This window comes from Streptomyces albidoflavus (genome assembly GCF_000719955.1).
Lineage (GTDB): Bacteria > Actinomycetota > Actinomycetes > Streptomycetales > Streptomycetaceae > Streptomyces > Streptomyces albidoflavus.
This window is the reverse complement of the sequence record NZ_JOII01000020.1, coordinates 1-15,122: the sequence shown is the minus strand read 5'-3', so window position 1 is coordinate 15,122 and position 15,122 is coordinate 1. Positions and strand designations below refer to the sequence as shown.

Genomic DNA, 15,122 nt, shown 5'->3' with positions numbered 1-15,122 from the left:
GTATGAAGACCGTCCACCACTGGATCGGCGGCCAGGCCGTCGACGGCGCCTCGGGCAGCTTCGGCCCCGTCACCGACCCCGCCACCGGCGAGGTCACCACCCAGGTAGCGCTCGCCTCCGCCGACGAGGTGGACGCCGCCGTCGCCACCGCCCGGGCCGCCTACGCGAGCTGGGGCACCTCCTCGCTGGCCCAGCGCACCACCGTGCTCTTCAAGTTCCGCGCCCTCCTCGACCAGCACCGCGAGGAGATCGCCCGCCTCATCACCGCCGAGCACGGCAAGGTCCACGACGACGCCCTCGGCGAGGTCGCCCGCGGCCTGGAGATCGTCGACCTGGCCTGCGGCATCACCGTGCAGCTCAAGGGCGAGCTGTCCACCCAGGTCGCCAGCCGGGTCGACGTCGCCTCGATCCGCCAGCCGCTCGGCGTGGTCGCCGGCATCACGCCGTTCAACTTCCCGGCCATGGTGCCGATGTGGATGTTCCCGCTCGCCGTCGCCTGCGGCAACACCTTCGTCCTCAAGCCCAGCGAGAAGGACCCCTCGGCCGCCCTCCGGCTCGCCGAGCTGTTCAGCGAGGCCGGACTGCCCGACGGCGTCCTCAACGTCGTCAACGGCGACAAGGTCGCCGTCGACCGCCTCCTGGAGCACCCGGACGTCGCCGCCGTCTCCTTCGTCGGCTCCACCCCGATCGCCCGCCACATCCACGCCACCGCCTCCGCCCACGGCAAGCGCGTCCAGGCCCTCGGCGGCGCCAAGAACCACATGCTGGTCCTGCCCGACGCCGACCTCGACGCCGCCGCCGACGCCGCCGTCTCCGCCGCGTACGGCTCGGCGGGCGAACGCTGCATGGCCGTCTCCGCCGTCGTCGCCGTCGGCGCGATCGGCGACGAACTGGTCGCCAAGATCAAGGAGCGGGCCGAGAAGATCACCATCGGCCCCGGCCACGACCCCGCCTCCGAGATGGGCCCGCTCATCACCGCCGCCCACCGCGACAAGGTCGCCGGCTACGTGGCGGGCGCCGCCGCCCAGGGCGCCGACGTCGTCCTCGACGGCACCGGCTTCACCGTCGAGGGGTACGAGAAGGGCCACTGGATCGGCCTCTCCCTCCTCGACAAGGTCTCCACCGACTCCGACGCCTACCGCGACGAGATCTTCGGCCCGGTCCTGTGCGTCCTGCGCGCCGAGACCTACGAGGAGGGCCTCGCCCTCATCAACGCCTCCCCGTACGGCAACGGCACCGCGGTCTTCACCCGCGACGGCGGCGCCGCCCGCCGCTTCCAGCTGGAGGTCGAGGCCGGCATGGTCGGCGTCAACGTCCCGATCCCGGTCCCCGTCGGCTACCACTCCTTCGGCGGCTGGAAGGACTCCCTCTTCGGCGACCACCACATCTACGGCAACGACGGCACGCACTTCTACACCCGCGGCAAGGTCGTCACCACCCGCTGGCCCGACCCCGCCGACGCCCCCACCGGCGTCGACCTGGGCTTCCCGCGCAACCACTGACGCCCGCCCCGCCTCCCCGCACGCCCCCGGCGCTCTCCCGCGAGCACCGGGGGCGTGCTACACCCACGAGGTGATCAGCCGACTGCCCCTGGACGAACAACTCCCCGCCCTCCGCACCACCTTGTCCCACAACCCCACCCTCCTCACGGTCCTCGACCGCGCCGCCACCCTCGCCCTCCCCGGCTGGTACCTCACCGCCGGCTGCCTCTTCCAGACCATCTGGAACGTCACCACCGGCCGCCCGCCCGAACAGGGCATCAAGGACTACGACCTCTTCTCCTACGACCCCGCCGACCTCTCCTACGAGGCCGAGGACCACGCCATCCGCACCGGCCGCGCCCTCTTCGCCGGCCTCCCCGCCGAGGTCGAGATCCGCAACCAGGCCCGCGTCCACCTCTGGTACGAGGCGAAGTTCGGCACCCCCTGCCCGCCCCACCCCTCCACCGAGGCCGCCATCGACACCTTCGCCGCCACCACCTGCTGCCTCGGCATCCGCCTCGACCCGCACGACCACTGGCACGTCTACGCTCCACACGGCCTGGCCGACATCTTCAACCTGGTCCTTCGGCCCAACCCGGTACTGGCTCCCCGGGAGGTGTACGAGACGAAGGCGGAGAGGTGGCAGAGACAGTGGCCGGAGCTGCGGGTACTGGGGTGGCCGAGTGAGAGCTGAGGGCTCCCGGTCAAGCGCAGCCCTCGTCCCTCTCGTTCACCCACTGCTGAGCCTGCGCGAGGTTCCTGGCGGTACCCACGGGCTCGTACGAGAACCCGTTCCACTCCTCCAGCGCCCTCGGCTCCCCGGGCCGCAGGTGGCTGCCCCCGCCGCGCAACGGGCGATGCCGACGCCACACGTCCATCGGCGCCCGGCGCCGCTTGTCGTACGCGGCGAACCGGTCCCCGTCGCCGACGCTCGGCACGGCACGGGACGGCTGATTCGGCGGCCCGGGTCGGGAGTGCTTGCCCATGATTCCGATGGTCTCAGGCGGCGACTGCGGTCGGGCGGGTTGCTGCGAGGTGGACGGGCGGGCGCGGACCTGAGCGGCGGTGTTGGCCGAGGGCGATGTGAGGCAGCCCCGACTGCGAAAACACCGAGTCGCCGGCGTCATGCAATGAGCCTGGCGAGGAAATTGTCTACGAACTTCTCAACCTCCGCCCTCGCCTTCACGTCTCGGACATCGAGACGGGCGACCCACCGGATTCCAGCGTTATACATCAGGGCATCCCTGCTGTGATCATTCGATGCCCGGCGAGGTCCTGCATGATGAGGGCCGTCTACCTCAATGACGCCTGCACGCCCCTTGTAAGTAATCACAAAGTCCGGCTCTCGCGTACGGCCGAGTAGCCGAATCCCGGCCAGCGGCATGATCCCGATGGTGTCGTTGTCAGGCAGGGCAGCTTGGCGCTCTTTCAGCACCTCGTAGAGGCCGTACTCCCATTCGTTGGTGAAGTGCAGGTCGTCCTTGACGGGGTGCTGGTCCTCTGCTGCCAACCGGGCCTTCCGGCCTTGATTCGCCGGTGCGGGACCGTTGCCGTTCGCCGTGTTCAGATGCTGGCGCCAGTCCGTGCCGAGCCGGGTCAGCTCCGGCCGGACGTTCAGGATGTCAATGGACTTACCGGACGGCGACAGGACCGTCCTCATGGCGTCAGCGATGGTGTCCATCTCAGTCGTACCGAAGTCCGGGTAGAGATGAGGCTCGACCACCAAGGTGATCTTGTAGCCTTCGCGCCCGAACTCCGTGTCCCACAGCGTGACTTCCAGGAATTGCACCTGGGTGAGGAGGGTGGCGCTCACTCGCTCCCCTTGGTGGTGCAGGAGCACCGCGCTTGTCCCTAGGAGCCATTCGCTGACGTTGTTGTCCAGGGGTATGGACAGGTCCGGAGAGAGCAGTTCACCCATGAATGCCATTCTGGCACCAGCCACGGACAGCCGGAGCTTGCTCGTCCCCCGCGAGGCTTCGCGCACGGCCCCCACGACACCGGTGCCGTGGGGGCCGCGTACGGCCTAAGGGCGCCGCTGCCTCGGCAAGGCGCTCGATGCCGCAGTTGAGTAGTGGGGCACCCGACACGATGCCCCCTCGCCCTCACTCGAACTCCCACCCCAACATCGCAAACCGCCCCTCGCCCACCGCCCCCGCCAACCGGTAAGCCGCCAGCGCCGCCCTGTTCCCCGTCTCCACCCCCGACCCACATGCCCCGGCAGTCCCGTTCCCGGGCCACCTCGGCCAGAGTCTCGATCAGGACGCGGCCGATGCCCTGGCGGCGGTGTGCGGAGGCGACCCCCAGTTCGTAGAGGAGCGTTTCGGGGCCTTTGTCGGGGTGGGTGGTCTCCCTGCCCGAGATGAAGCCCACAGGTTCGCCGGTGGCGTACGCGAGGAAGAGGTGATGCCCCTCACGTTCGAGGAGGCCGAGGGCGTGGGAGGGGTGGACCGGAGCGTCGAACAGGGGGCCGGCGGTGAGGAGTTCGGCAACGCTGCGAGCTGGGCGGATGTCCGGCGGGGGCGAGGGCCGCGTCATGGGCAGGGCCTACCACGGATGCGGTACGCGGGACGCGGGTATACGCCTCGCGCAGCACGTCAGGGTCCCCCTGGAGGGGGCACGGAGCACCCTTCGGGCGCCCGTACCGTGGGTCCATGCGTCTCAACAAGCACGGACCGCCCAGGTGGCGGGCAGCCCTCGCCTCGGCGGGTGTCCTGGCCGCCCTGCTCGTTCCGGCGGGCTCCGCCTCGGCGGCCGAGGACAGCGGCGGCGGGGTGAAGCGGCAGGACCAGATCCTCAAGACCGTCGACGGGGTGCGGATCGACACCTCGTACTTCACCGCGGGCGGTGAGGGGCGCCGGCCCGCCGTGATGCTCGCCCACGGCTTCGGCAGCAGCAAGGCCGATCTGCGGCAGCAGGCCGAGAAGCTGGCCGAGAGCGGGTACGCCGTCCTCACCTGGACCGCGCGGGGCTTCGGCAGGTCGACCGGGAAGATCGGGCTCAACGACCCGAAGGCCGAGGTCGCCGACGCGCGCAAGCTCATCGACTGGCTCGCCGAGCGGCCCGAGGTACAGCTCGACGCCGAGGGCGACCCGCGCGTCGGCATGACCGGTGCCTCCTACGGCGGCGCCGTCTCCCTGCTCACCGCCGGGTACGACGAGCGGGTGGACGCCATCGCGCCGCTCATCACCTGGTGGGACCTGCCCGAGGCGCTCTTCCCGAACGGAGTCTTCAAGAAGCTGTGGACGGGCATGTTCCTGTCCACCGGCGGCGGCTGCGAGCGGTTCGAGGACGAGCTGTGCGCGATGTACAACCGCGTCGCCGTCTCCGGCAAGCCCGACGCGAAGGCGGCCGAGCTGCTCGCCGCGCGCTCCCCGAAGGGGGTCGCCGACCGCATCAAGGTGCCCGCCCTCTTCGTCCAGGGCCAGCAGGACTCGCTCTTCCCGCTCTCCCACACCGACCAGGCCGCCAAGGCGCTGAAGAAGAACGGGCAGCCCGTCGCCGTCGACTGGATGGCCGGCGGCCACGACGGCGGCAACCCGGAGGCGGCCCGCGTCGAGCAGCGCGTCACGGACTGGTTCGACCGCTACCTCAAGCAGGACAAGAACGCCGACCCCGGGCCCGCCTTCCGCGTCACCCGCACCGGAGGCGTCGACTCCACCAACGGCGCCGCCGAACTGCGCGGCGCCACCGGCTCCCGCTACCCCGGCCTCGGCCACGACCCGGTCCGCGTCCCGCTGACCGGCCGCGAGCAGAAGGTCGACAACCCGGCCGGCGCCGTCCCGCCCTCCATCTCCACCCTGCCGGGCCTCGGCGGCGGCGGACCGGGCGGCGGCGAGAGCGCCGACCAGGGCAGCAGCCTCGCCCAGCTCTCCTCGCTCGGCATCGGCGTCTCCTTCGACTTCCCCGGCCAGCACGCCCGGTTCGACTCGGCCCCCGTCGAGAAGGACCTGCGGATCACCGGCTCCCCGACGGTCCGCGTCAAGGTCTCCGCCGACACGAAGGACGCCGTCCTCTTCGGCAAGGTCTACGACGTCGGCCCCGGCGGCCGGAGCCAGATCCTCCCCGGCCAGCTGGTCTCCCCGGTCCGGGTCACCGGCGCCGACCAGGGACGCACCCTCACCCTGGACCTCCCGGCCATCGACCACGAGGTCCGCAAGGGCCACTCGCTGCGCGTGGTCCTCGCCGCCACCGACCTCGGCTACGCCTCACCCGCCGAACCGGCCACCTACCGGATCGCCGCCGAGGGCGACCTGAACGTGCCCACGGCCCCCGCCGTCCGCACCGCCGCGACCCCGCTGCCCACCTGGGTGTGGGCACTGCCGCTCGGCGCGGCCGTCGTCGCCGCCGGGCTGCTCCTCCTCGGCCGCCGCCGCACCAGCGCGCCCCCGGCCGACCCGGAGCTGGCCGACGTACCGCTCAGGATCACCGGCCTCAGCAAGAAGTACGCCGGCTCCACCGACCGGTACGCCGTCCGCGACCTCTCCTTCGGGGTCGAGCGCGGCCAGGTGCTCGGCCTGCTCGGTCCCAACGGCGCGGGCAAGACCACCACCCTGCGCATGCTGATGGGGCTCATCCGGCCCGACGAGGGCGAGATCCGCGTCTTCGGCCAGGCCATCCGGCCCGGCGCGCCCGTCCTCTCCCGCGTCGGCGCCTTCGTCGAGGGCGCCGGGTTCCTGCCGCACCTCAGCGGCCGCGCCAACCTCGACCTGTACTGGCAGGCCACCGGCCGTCCCGCCGAGGACGCCCACATCGAGCAGGCCCTGGAGATCGCCGGGCTCGGCGGCGCCCTGGAACGCGCCGTGCGCACCTACTCGCAGGGCATGCGGCAGCGGCTCGCCATCGCCCAGGCCATGCTGGGCCTGCCCGACCTGCTGATCCTGGACGAGCCCACCAACGGGCTCGACCCGCCCCAGATCCGCGAGATGCGCGAGGTGATGATCCGGTACGCGGCGGCCGGGCGCACCGTCATCGTCTCCAGCCACCTGCTGGCCGAGGTCGAGCAGACCTGCACCCACCTGGTCGTCATGGACCAGGGTCAGCTGGTGCAGGCCGGGCCGGTCGCGGAGATCGTCGGCAGCGGCGACACCCTGCACGTCGGGCTCGCCGCGCCCGTGGACGCGCCGCTCGCCGACAAGGTCGCGGCGCTGGACGGCATCGCCGCCGTCGACCCGACCGAGAACGGGCTGCTCGTCCGGCTCGACGGCATCGGCGCCGACCAGCTCGTCGTCGAACTCGTCCGCCTCGGCGTGCCGGTGGCCTCGGTCATGCCGCACCGCCGCCTGGAGGACGCCTTCCTCACCCTGATCGGAGGTACCGGATGAGCACCCCCGGCACCCTCACCGACCCCGCCCGCACCGACCCGACCGCCCCCGGCTACCGGCCCGGCCGGACCCTGCCGCTGCGCGTCGAGGCGGTCCGCCAGTTGCGCCGCCGCCGTACCCAGGTGATGGCGGCCATTCTGGCCCTGCTGCCGGTCGTCATGGTCGCCGCCTTCGCCATCGGCGGCGAGCCCGAGCGGCGCGGCCGGGTCAACCTGATGGACACCGCCACCGCCTCCGGGCTCAACTTCGCGGCCGTCTGCCTCTTCGTCTCCGCCGGGTTCCTGCTGGTCATCCCGGTCGCCCTGTTCTGCGGGGACACGGTGGCGAGCGAGGCGGGCTGGTCCTCGCTGAGGTACCTGCTGGCGGCGCCCGTACCCCGGGCCCGCCTGCTGTGGAGCAAGCTCGTCGTCGCCCTGGCCTTCAGCGCCGCCGCGATGGTGCTGCTGCCTCTGGTCGGCCTCCTCGTCGGGACCCTCGCCTACGGCTGGGGCCCCCTCCAGATCCCCACCGGCGGCGCCCTCCCGGCCGGCGAGGCGGTGGGCCGGCTGGCCGTCGTGGTGGCGTACGTGTACGTGTCGCAGCTGGTCACCGCCGGTCTGGCGTTCTGGCTCTCGACCCGCACCGACGCCCCGCTCGGCGCGGTCGGCGGCGCGGTCGGCCTGACCATCGTCGGCAACGTCCTGGACGCCGTGACCGCCCTCGGCGACTGGCGCGCCTTCCTCCCCGCCCACTGGCAGTTCGCCTGGGCCGACGCCCTCCAGACGGACATCGCCTGGTCCGGCATGCTCCAGGGCGCCTCGGTCTCCGTCAGCTACGCCCTGATCCTCTTCGCACTGGCCTTCCGGGGCTTCGCGGGGAAGGACATCGTGTCCTGAGCAGGGATGTCCGGCAGCGGCCGTCCGCCTCCCCGTCCGGCGGGGGAGCGGGCGGCCGCCGCCGTTCCCGGCCGGGCCGCCCGGATAATGGCCCCATGGCACAAGCGACCCCCACCGCCGAGCGGGCCTACGAGCACGTGAAGGACCTCATCCTCGACGGCACCTACGGCAGCGGTGAACTCCTCTCCGAAGGGCAGGTCGCCGCCGAGCTGGGCATTTCCCGTACACCGGTCCGCGAGGCGTTCCTCAGGCTGCGCTCCGACGGCTTCCTGGAGCTGTACCCGAAGCGCGGGGCCCTCGTCGTGCCCGTCTCGCTCGGTGAGGGGCGCGACATCATGCAGGCCCGGCTGCTGCTGGAGAGCTACGCGCTCGACACGCTGGCCGCCCGCGGCCCCGAGGCGCTGCGCCGCGTCGGTGACGACCTGGCCGCGCGCTGCGGGCCTGCCGCCACCCCGCGCGAGGCCCGCGACGCCGGGCACGCCTACCACGCCGCGCTGGTCGCCGCCGCGGGCAACCGCACCGTGACCGGGCTCTTCGAGACGCTCTGGCACCAGCACCAGCGGTTCACCGCCGCCGCCCTCATCGGCCGCCAGGAGGTCGCCGAGGACACCGCCGAGCACCTGGCCCTGGCCCGCGCCCTCCAGCACGGCGACGCGGCCGGGGCCAAGGACCTCCTCCACCGCCACATCGGCTCCATCCTGCGCCGCGCCGGCGCCGACGGCGACAGCCTGTCCCTGCCGGACCGGGTCGCCTGAGCCCTGCCACAACCGGCCTCCCGCTCTATCTACGTAGGAGTTCCACCGCACCGTCGGACACGTGCTGGACCAGGGGGAGAGGGACGCATGACCGGGAAGACGACCGCCTACACCGAACGGCTCTCCGCGCTCCTGCGGGAGCGGGGCATGGCGCCGGCCCGCGCCGAGGAACTGGTCGCGGAGCTGACCGCGTACGCGGCGGAGGCGGGCAGCCCCCTGGAGGAGGAGTTCGGCCCGGCCGGGGAGCTGGCGGACCAGCTGACCCGGCGGGAGGGCGCGGACACCGTGGACGGACCGGGGGACGGCCCGGACACCTGGGTGTGGACCGCCGACGCGCTCCAGGAGGTGGAGCTGCTTGCCCGGTTCGGCGGCCAGGGGTGGGAGGCCGAACGGCTCGACCGGCTCGGCCGCTTCGTCTGCCGCCGCGACCGGCAGACCCCGCTGCGCTGGTCCTACCGCCGGGAGACGACGGGCGGCCGCCACCGCGAGCAGCTCACCGCCCGGCTCGCCACCGAGGGCTGGGAACTCTTCGGTACCTGGGGCCCCTTCGCCTACTTCAAGCGGCCCGAGGCGGCCGTCACGGGCCCCGCCGCCCAGCTCTCCGCGCCCCCCGCGCCGCCCCGGCGCCGGGTCTACTTCGCGCCCTGGATCCTCGTGACGCTCGCGGCGGCCGTGGCCGTCGCCGTGGCCACGGTCCTGCTCGCCGGCTCCGGCGCCGGCCTGACGGACGGCGCGAGCCTCGCGGGCGCCCTCGTCGGCCTGACCGCAGGTGGCCTGCTCGGCGCGTGGGCGTGGCGGTCGGCCGCGCGCAGGCACACCGGGTAGCCCTTGTCGGGCCCCTCAGCGGCGTCCGCCCGCCACCACGTACGCCGTGATCGCGTCGCAGCCCTGCTCGGCGCGGGCCACCCGGCGTTCCAGCACCGGGAAGCGGTCGGGGTCCCGGTGGGGTTCGGCGCCGGCCGTGTCGAGGGCCTGGCGGGCCTCGGCGAGGCGGCGGTAGGCGGTACGGCGCAGCTGGTGCCGCTCGTCGGGGGAGGCGGCCGGGGCGCGCCGGTCGTAGCGGCGCCAGGCGCGGTCGGCGGCGGCGACGCGCAGCTCGGCCCTCACCCGCCAGGAGTCGGGGCGGGTGAGGAAGTGCGCGGTGAGGACCAGGGCGGCGGCGATGACCGTCTCCAGGACCCGGGAGGGGAGCAGCTGCCGGTCGTCGCCGAGGAAGTCGATGAAGACGAAGACGATGACGGTCAGGCCGAAGGTGGAAAGGGCGTAGTGGTACCGCACGCCCGCCGCCATCACCGCGCCGAACGCGGCGGCCACCAGCGTCAGCGCCCACGCGTCGGTGACCAGCCACGCCACCACCGCGACCATGCCGACCCCGGCCACCGTGCCCAGGCAGCGGTTGAGGGCCCGCCCGAAGACCGGGCCGAGGTCCGGCTTGTAGAGGAAGGCGACGGTCATCGGCAGCCAGTAGCCGCGCGGCCCGTGCAGCAGGTACGCCACGACTGCCGCCGCCAGCGTGCAGCCGCCCAGCAGCAGCGCGAACCGCAGCCGGTCGGCGAGGCTCGGCCCCGCGTAGGCGGGCGGGTCGGGCAGCAGGGTCAGGGAGCGGCCCGGCGCCCGGTACACCTCGGCCAGCGCGCGCAGCCCCGGGGTGTCGGCGGTGAACGGCGGCTCCGGCTCCCGGTCCTGCGCGAGGGCGTGGCCGGCCGGCTCCGGTGCCGGGCGTCCGGCGCGTACCGGCGGGACCACCCGGGCGGCCAGCAGGGAGGGCACCCGGACCACCGCCGGGGGCAGCGGGCGGCCCTCCACCATGAGCGCGGTGACTGCCTCGACCAGCTGCACCGCCGCCCGGAAGGCCGTGATCAGTCCGCCGATGGAGGTCGGGCGCTCGGCGTGCTTGCGGGAGCTGTGCACGGCCAGCAGGTCCTGGGCGGTGTTGAGGGCCAGCGTCATCCGCGCCCGCGCCTCGGTGGCGCCGGGGGTGCCCGCCCGCGACAGGGCCCGCTCGGCCGCGTCGAAGACGGCGATGACCGCCTCCCGCTCGGGGCTGTGGCGCCGCCAGAGCCAGGGCAGGCAGGTCAGCGTCAGCGCGAACAGGGCGCCGGCCAGCAGCTCCAGCGGTCCCGCCCACCACGGGCCGGGCACGGGGATGCCGGTGCCGACGGTCGCCCCCAGCAGCAGGTGCATCCCGGCCACCGAGGCGAGCGGCCCCCCGACGCTCACCCACCCCGACACCAGTCCCGCCACCGCCAGCAGCGCCGCGATCACCACCGCGTCGCCGTACCGGAGCGCCGTCGCCCCGGCCAGCAGCCCGGCCGCCGCCGAGCCGCCGAGCGCCGCGATCCGCAGGGCCCGCGCCTTGTACGGGGCGGCGCTGTCCTGCCCCACCGCCCACAGCCCGCCGAGTCCGACGACGACGCCCGCCACCGGGTGCCCGGTCAGCAGCCCCGCCATCAACGGCACCGAGACCGCCAGCGCTCCCCGCACGGCGGCGGCGCGCGGGAACGGCGCGCGGGCGGCGCGCAGCGAGCGCCCGAGCCACCCGGGCACCACCCCGCGCAACGTGCCCGCACGGGCTCGCAGGGCTGTGGGCTCGCTCATCCACGTCCTCCTGTGCGTCCGGCCGGTCCCTTCTTCCCACCTCCGGGCAGCACCGACCGGAGGACGTTGCATACAAGGATAGATGCAACAGATGCCGAACGCGTTGCCCACGGATGTCAGCCGCCTGAACAGCTCCCGGGTGCCACCCGGAACGAGACCCGGCACAGACGCCGCCCCGTACGGATCACCAGGGGCGCCCCCAGCCCCGTACCCCCGGCCGTGCCCGTGTCCGTGCTCGCCGCCACGTGTACGGCGCAGGCCACCAAGACCGGGTCGAGCCGGGCCCGGGCGGCGCCCCAGGGCCGGTCCGCCAGGGCCTCCCACACCCGGCCGTCCCGTAGCCGTACCAGGCAGCGGTCGGTGTCGAGGGCGGCGCCGACCACGCTCAGGCCCGGCAGCCGCCGGAACGCCTCCTCGGTCCAGACGGTCGGCGGTGTCGCCGCGTCCACCAGGGTCCGGGCCAGTACGTCGGCGCTCTGCGGCCAGAGTGGATGGGTCTCCTCGTCGGTCACCGCGTAGAACCCGCGCGGCTCGGTGGCGTGGCGCGGGGCGAGCGGATGACGGCGTACCTCCACGGCGCCGTCCGTGCCGATCCGGCCGGTCACGTCGAAGGCGGTCGGCGCCCGGTGGGCCAGCGGCCGCGGGTCGGGGACCGGTTCCGGCTCGGGGGTCGCGGCCGGGGCCCCCACTCCGGCGTCGGCGAGCAGCCCGTACAGCAGGTCCTGGGTCAGCGCCGTCGACTTGTCCGGCGTCTCCCACTGGCTGTCGACCACCGGAGCCAGCAGCTCCGGGTCGTGCTCGGCGTCGGCCCGCAGCAGTTGGGCGTACAGGTCCCCGGCGACGTCCAGGCGGGGCGCGCGGCGGGCGAAGGCGGCGGTGGGCGAGGCGGCGTCCAGCTCGTCCAGGCCGGTCGCCGCGAGCAGCACCGTCCGGTCGAGGGCGGCGGAGTACAGCGTGGTGCTGCCGTGGTCCCCGACCACCCAGTCCCCGGCGACGACCGCCGCCCGCCACCCCTCCTCGGGCGGGATCACCAGCAGCCCGGCATCCATCGCCCGCTCCAGCCGCTCCAGCACCCCGCGCCGGCTGTGCCGCGCCCACACGTTCGGGTGCAGGACGGCGGCGACCGCGTACTCGTCCGCGGGCAGCGAGGTGACCAGCTCCAGCGGCAGCTCCGGGTGGGTGCCGAGCAGGGAGTGGCTGGACCAGGTGGAGTGGAGGACCACCAGGCGGCGCCCGTCGACCGCGCCGAGCAGCGCCCGGTAGCGGTCGCGCAGCGGCAGGCTGCGGCGGATCCGGTCCAGGCAGATGTCGCCCACGACCGCCGCCCGCTCCACCGCCTCCGGACAGCTCCCGGCGAGCCGCCCCAGCTGCTCCGAGTGGGAGACCCCGATCGCGGCCGGCACCACCTTGCCGCGCCAGGTCAGCTCCCGGCGGGAGAGCCCGGCCGGCGCCGAGGCGTCCCCGGTGGTCTCGGTGACCAGCCGGTTGTACCCGGCGCCGTGCGGCAGCACCACCAGCGGCGCGTCGAGCTGCCGCATCGAGTTGTTGACGGTGCACGCCACCGCCAGGTCGAAGGGCCGCCGGGTCGCCTCCTCCCAGCTCAGCAGCCGGTCACCGACCCCGAGCGAGGTGAAGTAGGCGGGCAGCCCCTCCGCGAAGGCCGACCCGGGGTTGACGGTGTAGTACGTCTCGATGCCGTCCTCGCGGCGCAGCAGCGGCAGCACGTCCAGCAGCCGGGTCGCCGAGGTCAGCGTGCGCGCCACGCACAGGACGCGGGCTCGGGGCGCCTCCCAGGTGTCCCAGCGGTCCCGGCCGGGGAGCGGGCGCCCGGGACGGCGCGCCCGGGAGATCCCGGGCAGGCGGAACTCCACGGATCACGCACCTCCGGGCAGGTCGCCCGGTCCCCGCAGCTCGGCGAGGCGGCGCTCGCAGCTCTCGGCCAGCGCCGTGTCCCCGGAGCGCCGGGCGAGCCCCAGCAGCAGCTCCAGCGCCTCCCGGATCTTGGAGGTCAGCCCCTGTTCACCGGCCTGCTCGGCCGCGTCCGTCGCGGCGGCGACCGCCTGGGCCACCTCGCCCGCGTCCGCGTGCACCCGTGCCGTCAGCAGGGTCAGCTTGGGGATCATCGCCAGGTCCCCGGTCTCCCGGGCCAGCCCCAGCGCCGCCGCGAGCAGGCGCCGCGCCTCGGCGTGGTCGCCCGAGGCCCTTACCGCGTCGGCCAGTTGGTAGCTCTGCACGACGATGCCGTGCTGGTCCCCGCGCTCGGTGTTGGCGGCGAGCGCGGCGGTGAACCGGTCGCGGGCGTCGGCCGTACGGCCCTGGGCGAGCGCCACCAGGCCGCCGGTCTCCGCCAGGATGCCGCGCAGCCGGGCGTCCTCGGTCAGCGCCAGCAGGGGCTCCCCGGCGCGCAGCTCCTCCGCGGCCCGGTCCAGGTCGCCGAGGGCGGCGTGGGCACGGGCCAGCTGGTTGCGCATCCGGATCTCGGCGTCGGGCCGGTTCTCCCAGCGGGCCGCCTCGATGCCCAGCGGGTGCGCCTCCAGGGAGTCCGCGTGCCGGGCCCGCTCGTGGAAGAGCGGCCACAGCGACTCGCAGATCCGCCACACCGCGTCGTGCAGCCCCTCGCGGGCGGCGGCCCGCAGCACCGCGAGGATGTTGCCGCGCTCCGCGTCGAGCCAGTCGAGCCCCTGCCCGTCACCACTGAACGCCCCTTCGGCGAAGCCGAGTTCGGCCAGTGAGCGGGCGGGCGGGTCCTGGAGGCGGAAACGGCCGCCGATCGACCGGTCGGCGTGCGCCACCGCCTCGGCGTAGAAGTCGGTGACCGTACGGAGCAGGGACCGGGCCGCCTCCTCGGGCAGCGTGGCCGCCTCCGTGGCGGCGTGCGCCCGCGCCAGGTCGTGCATCCGGAACCGGTGCGGCGGACCGGCCGGGGCCGCGCCGTCCCGCCCGGGGCCGACGGCGACCACGAGGTGGCTGGTCATCAGGTCCCCGAGCGCCGCGTCGACCCGGGGCAGTCCGGCCGCGCGGGGGAGCGCGGCCGGGAAGGTGGTGCCGGGCAGCGCGCCCAGGAAGCGGTACAGGGCCCGCGTGTGGTCGGGCATCTGCCGCAGCACCGAGTCGAAGACCTGCTCCATCACGTCCACCGTCCCTTCGTCCGCCCAGCCCCTGCCCGCCGCACCGCCGAACGGCGCCAGCGAGCGCACCGCGTCATCGAGCCCCAACTGGGGCCGCTCCACCAGCCACTCGCCGACCGTCCGCAGCGCCAGCGGCAACCCGCCGCACCTCCGGACCAGTTCGGCGGCGGCCGGCCTCTCGCCCTGCGCCACCGGCCGGCCCCGGACGATCCCGATCGCCTCCCGCTCGTCCAGCGGGTCGACGACGAGCTGCACCGCGCCGTCCATCCGCAACGCGGGCAGCATGGTACGGCTCGTCGCCACCAGCAGCCCGTCCCCGGGGGTCAGCGCCCGGATCTCCGGCGCCTGCCGCACGTTGTCGACCACCACCAGCACCCGCTTGCCCGTGGTGACCGTACGGAACAGATCGGCGCGGCCTCCCAGCCCCGCCGGCTGATGCCCGTACGGCACCCCGAAGGCGTGCAGCCAGTCCCCGAGCACCCCCGCCACGTCCACGGCACCGTCCCGCCGCACATCGGCGAGGTCCACGTACACCTGCCCGTCCGGGGAGAAGGCGCCCAGGTCGCTCCGGACGCAGCGCGCGATCAACTGCGTCTTCCCGACCCCGCCCAGCCCCGTCACCACCACCGTCCGCACTCCCTGCCCCACGGCCGCCTCGGCCAGCTCCCGCAGGGTCCGCCGCTCCTTGGTCCGGTTGACGAACCCCGGCAGCGGCGGCGGCAGCTGGCGGGGCGGCCAGACCTGCGGCGGAGCCTCCACGTTCAGCGAGTCGATCCGCTGCGCCTGCACCACGGCCCCGAACACGGTCCCACCCGACACGCTGTTCCACACCCCGGCACCCACCCCCGCATCGTCCCCGCCCACCACAGAACCCCTCCCCGTAGCCCGGTCTGCCGCTGCGGGTCACCTTAGGGGACGGGGGGGTTGGGCGTCTTGGGGGTGAGGGGGTGGGGGTGGCGTGGGC

Annotated in this window: 12 protein-coding genes; 6 read left to right on the top strand and 6 right to left on the bottom strand. The window is 74.3% G+C overall.

Annotation, left to right across the window (positions count from 1 at the left end):
• The first annotated feature begins 2 nt into the window (after nucleotides 1-2).
• Both IF45_RS0120305 and IF45_RS0120300 read left to right on the top strand, forming a co-directional pair.
• Complete coding sequence (locus IF45_RS0120305; protein WP_008412372.1) at nucleotides 3-1,502, top strand: CoA-acylating methylmalonate-semialdehyde dehydrogenase; 1,500 nt, start codon at nucleotides 3-5, stop codon at nucleotides 1,500-1,502.
• A gap of 70 nt (nucleotides 1,503-1,572) precedes the next feature.
• Complete coding sequence (locus IF45_RS0120300) at nucleotides 1,573-2,175, top strand: nucleotidyltransferase family protein (RefSeq protein WP_030308777.1); 603 nt, start codon at nucleotides 1,573-1,575, stop codon at nucleotides 2,173-2,175.
• Between the two features lie 10 nt (nucleotides 2,176-2,185).
• On the opposite strand, the gene IF45_RS0120295 is transcribed toward IF45_RS0120300, so the two are convergent.
• The 3 genes from IF45_RS0120295 to IF45_RS34435 all read right to left on the bottom strand — a co-directional run bounded on the left by IF45_RS0120295 (nucleotide 2,186) and on the right by IF45_RS34435 (nucleotide 4,016).
• A complete protein-coding gene (locus IF45_RS0120295; RefSeq protein ID WP_030308775.1) occupies nucleotides 2,186-2,467 on the bottom strand; it encodes a DUF6087 family protein in 282 nt (93 codons plus the stop codon).
• 137 nt (nucleotides 2,468-2,604) lie between these two features.
• Nucleotides 2,605-3,399, bottom strand: a complete 795-nt coding sequence (locus tag IF45_RS0120290) for a putative endonuclease domain-containing protein (protein ID WP_030308773.1) — start codon at nucleotides 3,397-3,399, stop codon at nucleotides 2,605-2,607.
• A complete protein-coding gene (locus IF45_RS34435; protein ID WP_340642899.1) occupies nucleotides 3,333-4,016 on the bottom strand; it encodes a GNAT family N-acetyltransferase in 684 nt (227 codons plus the stop codon). The genes IF45_RS0120290 and IF45_RS34435 overlap by 67 nt, the downstream gene beginning before the upstream one ends.
• A gap of 116 nt (nucleotides 4,017-4,132) precedes the next feature.
• On the opposite strand from IF45_RS34435, the gene IF45_RS0120280 reads away from it, so the two are divergent.
• The 4 genes from IF45_RS0120280 to IF45_RS0120265 all read left to right on the top strand — a co-directional run bounded on the left by IF45_RS0120280 (nucleotide 4,133) and on the right by IF45_RS0120265 (nucleotide 9,257).
• Nucleotides 4,133-6,802, top strand: coding sequence for an alpha/beta fold hydrolase (locus tag IF45_RS0120280; RefSeq protein WP_030308771.1), 2,670 nt, complete (start codon nucleotides 4,133-4,135; stop codon nucleotides 6,800-6,802).
• Entirely contained in the window at nucleotides 6,799-7,677 is an 879-nt protein-coding gene (locus IF45_RS0120275; RefSeq protein ID WP_003948133.1) for an ABC transporter permease, read from the top strand. Before IF45_RS0120280 ends, IF45_RS0120275 begins: the two co-directional genes overlap by 4 nt.
• 95 nt (nucleotides 7,678-7,772) lie before the next feature.
• Nucleotides 7,773-8,432, top strand: coding sequence for a GntR family transcriptional regulator (locus IF45_RS0120270; RefSeq protein WP_018468191.1), 660 nt, complete (start codon nucleotides 7,773-7,775; stop codon nucleotides 8,430-8,432).
• An 87-nt stretch (nucleotides 8,433-8,519) separates the two neighbouring features.
• Nucleotides 8,520-9,257: a hypothetical protein gene (locus IF45_RS0120265; protein WP_030308770.1), complete on the top strand. Its 738-nt coding sequence runs from the start codon at nucleotides 8,520-8,522 to the stop codon at nucleotides 9,255-9,257.
• Nucleotides 9,258-9,272: 15 nt separating this feature from the next.
• Here the strand turns inward: IF45_RS0120265 and IF45_RS0120260 are convergent, their stop codons facing one another.
• From IF45_RS0120260 to IF45_RS0120250, 3 genes are all read right to left on the bottom strand, one after another.
• The gene (locus tag IF45_RS0120260) at nucleotides 9,273-11,030 is read right to left on the bottom strand and encodes an FUSC family protein (RefSeq protein WP_030308769.1); all 1,758 of its coding nucleotides are present in this window, start codon (nucleotides 11,028-11,030) and stop codon (nucleotides 9,273-9,275) included.
• 116 nt (nucleotides 11,031-11,146) lie between these two features.
• Nucleotides 11,147-12,901: a hypothetical protein gene (locus tag IF45_RS0120255; RefSeq protein ID WP_030308768.1), complete on the bottom strand. Its 1,755-nt coding sequence runs from the start codon at nucleotides 12,899-12,901 to the stop codon at nucleotides 11,147-11,149.
• Between the two features lie 3 nt (nucleotides 12,902-12,904).
• A complete protein-coding gene (locus IF45_RS0120250) occupies nucleotides 12,905-15,022 on the bottom strand; it encodes an NB-ARC domain-containing protein (RefSeq protein WP_030308767.1) in 2,118 nt (705 codons plus the stop codon).
• Between the last annotated feature and the right edge of the window lie 100 nt (nucleotides 15,023-15,122).

What these genes read in the sequence shown, in the direction of transcription:
- IF45_RS0120265 (WP_030308770.1), top strand. Translation starts at nt 8,520, where the DNA reads ATGACCGGGAAGACGACCGCCTACACCGAACGGCTCTCCGCGCTCCTG.
- IF45_RS0120305 (WP_008412372.1), top strand. Translation starts at nt 3, where the DNA reads ATGAAGACCGTCCACCACTGGATCGGCGGCCAGGCCGTCGACGGCGCC.
- IF45_RS34435 (WP_340642899.1), bottom strand. Translation starts at nt 4,016, where the DNA reads ATGACGCGGCCCTCGCCCCCGCCGGACATCCGCCCAGCTCGCAGCGTT.
- IF45_RS0120290 (WP_030308773.1), bottom strand. Translation starts at nt 3,399, where the DNA reads ATGGGTGAACTGCTCTCTCCGGACCTGTCCATACCCCTGGACAACAAC.
- IF45_RS0120275 (WP_003948133.1), top strand. Translation starts at nt 6,799, where the DNA reads ATGAGCACCCCCGGCACCCTCACCGACCCCGCCCGCACCGACCCGACC.
- IF45_RS0120295 (WP_030308775.1), bottom strand. Translation starts at nt 2,467, where the DNA reads ATGGGCAAGCACTCCCGACCCGGGCCGCCGAATCAGCCGTCCCGTGCC.
- IF45_RS0120270 (WP_018468191.1), top strand. Translation starts at nt 7,773, where the DNA reads ATGGCACAAGCGACCCCCACCGCCGAGCGGGCCTACGAGCACGTGAAG.
- IF45_RS0120260 (WP_030308769.1), bottom strand. Translation starts at nt 11,030, where the DNA reads ATGAGCGAGCCCACAGCCCTGCGAGCCCGTGCGGGCACGTTGCGCGGG.
- IF45_RS0120280 (WP_030308771.1), top strand. Translation starts at nt 4,133, where the DNA reads ATGCGTCTCAACAAGCACGGACCGCCCAGGTGGCGGGCAGCCCTCGCC.